Source organism: Flavobacterium sp. FlaQc-30 (assembly GCF_044005885.1).
Classification (GTDB): Bacteria; Bacteroidota; Bacteroidia; order Flavobacteriales; family Flavobacteriaceae; genus Flavobacterium.
On the sequence record NZ_JBIPCO010000017.1, the window covers coordinates 1 to 1,516 of the forward strand.

Annotated in this window: 2 protein-coding genes; both read left to right on the forward strand. The window is 32.9% G+C overall.

From position 1 onward, the window contains the following. On the forward strand, window positions 1-1,246 hold a 1,246-nt coding region (locus tag ACHRV0_RS21520; protein WP_395442488.1), incomplete at its 5' end, for a DUF2931 family protein. Between the two features lie 44 nt (window positions 1,247-1,290). After that, window positions 1,291-1,516 (forward strand): hypothetical protein (locus ACHRV0_RS21525; protein WP_395442489.1); only part of this gene is annotated, 226 nt, incomplete at its 3' end.

The window sequence follows — 1,516 nt, forward strand, 5'->3', positions numbered from 1 at the left end:
AAATAATGCTGTTTTATTTGATAAAAGGAAATTTATAAAAGAGAAATTTATGTACCCAAAAACTAGTTTTTTTATATACTGTTTTTTAATTATTGGTTTATTTGCCAGCTGTCAGCCTAAAGACACCTTTAGCTGGAATGCAGGTTTCTCTGCACCAAAATACTACGGAGCAACGGGACCCTTTGTAGAATATTTTTATCAAGGCCAAAGCATTGCTGGAGCTTCTTCTGGTGTAGGAATTAATCCTGGTTGGGGAATTACAAGTGGAGGTTATGTTGGAGGTGATAAATACAAGCCTGTTCCTGATAGCATTGCTGTAAAATGGATTTGTGGAGTTGATAGATATTCTTACGAAGGAGGAAGTAAATTACCCAGAAATAAAATGCTCGAATTGTTTAAAACAAAGGCGATAGATTCATATGGTAACCAACAAGAATACAGTCTGATAGTGGCAGGAATGGCTCCCGGGGGAAATGTTACCATTTGGATGCAGGGAGGAACTGACAGTACAGAAATATGCAAATTTAAAACAGAAAACAAGGGGGTATGGAAAGAAAATGATGCAGAATATAATAAATATATAACAGAACATCGTACTATATCTGAAGCATTTAAGGAATCTAATCTTTTTTGGAAAATTCATGGCATTCCCTATTCGGTTTGGGAAAAAGGAGAAAAAGAATATGATTATGATATTGTTTTTTGTAATGAGGATGAGTTGATTAAATATGACCGGAGAATAACTGGATATACAAAAGATGGATCTGTCATTTCAAGTAATTCAGATAAAACTAGTTTTGCAACATTAGAATGGAACAAAAAATTTAATGCTCGTGATATAAACAAAAAATATAAAAATAAAATTCCTGTTCATTTTTTTGTTCAAAGAAGTTCGAAAAATAATAAACAATGGTGCGATGCAGAGATAATTCTACCAAATAATTTTGAAGAACTCTTTAGTAAACCATATATAAATCTTAAAACAGGAAATGCAGAACACTATAATCGCATAATAATTGGAATAGAAAAAGAAAACAAAAAAACGCCATATCTATTTGGTCGCATTTGGGTTTCAGGAATAAATAAACAAGATGAGATTATGCGTTTTCGCATTGCAAAATTTGACACCGTAAGCAGAAAATTTTTAGTTTCGAAGTATTCTCTCCCAAAAGATTTCGTATTCCCAAAATGGGAAGGCAGAGAACCTATTGAGTTTCAAGAGTTAGATTATTGGCAGGAAAAGTAATGCTATCTTATTTGATGGAAGAATAATTTATAAACGAAAAATTTATGCACCAAAAAGTTAGATTTTTTTTATGCAACTTTTTAATCATTGGTTTATTTGTCAGCTGTCAGCCCAAAGATACATTTGACTGGAATGCAGGTTTATCTGCACCAAAATATTATGGAGCATCTGGTCCTTTTGTTGAGTTTTATTATCATGGACAAAGTATTGCAGGATCTTCTTCTGGTGCGGGAATAGATCAAGGCTGGGAAATTACTAGCGGAGGTTATG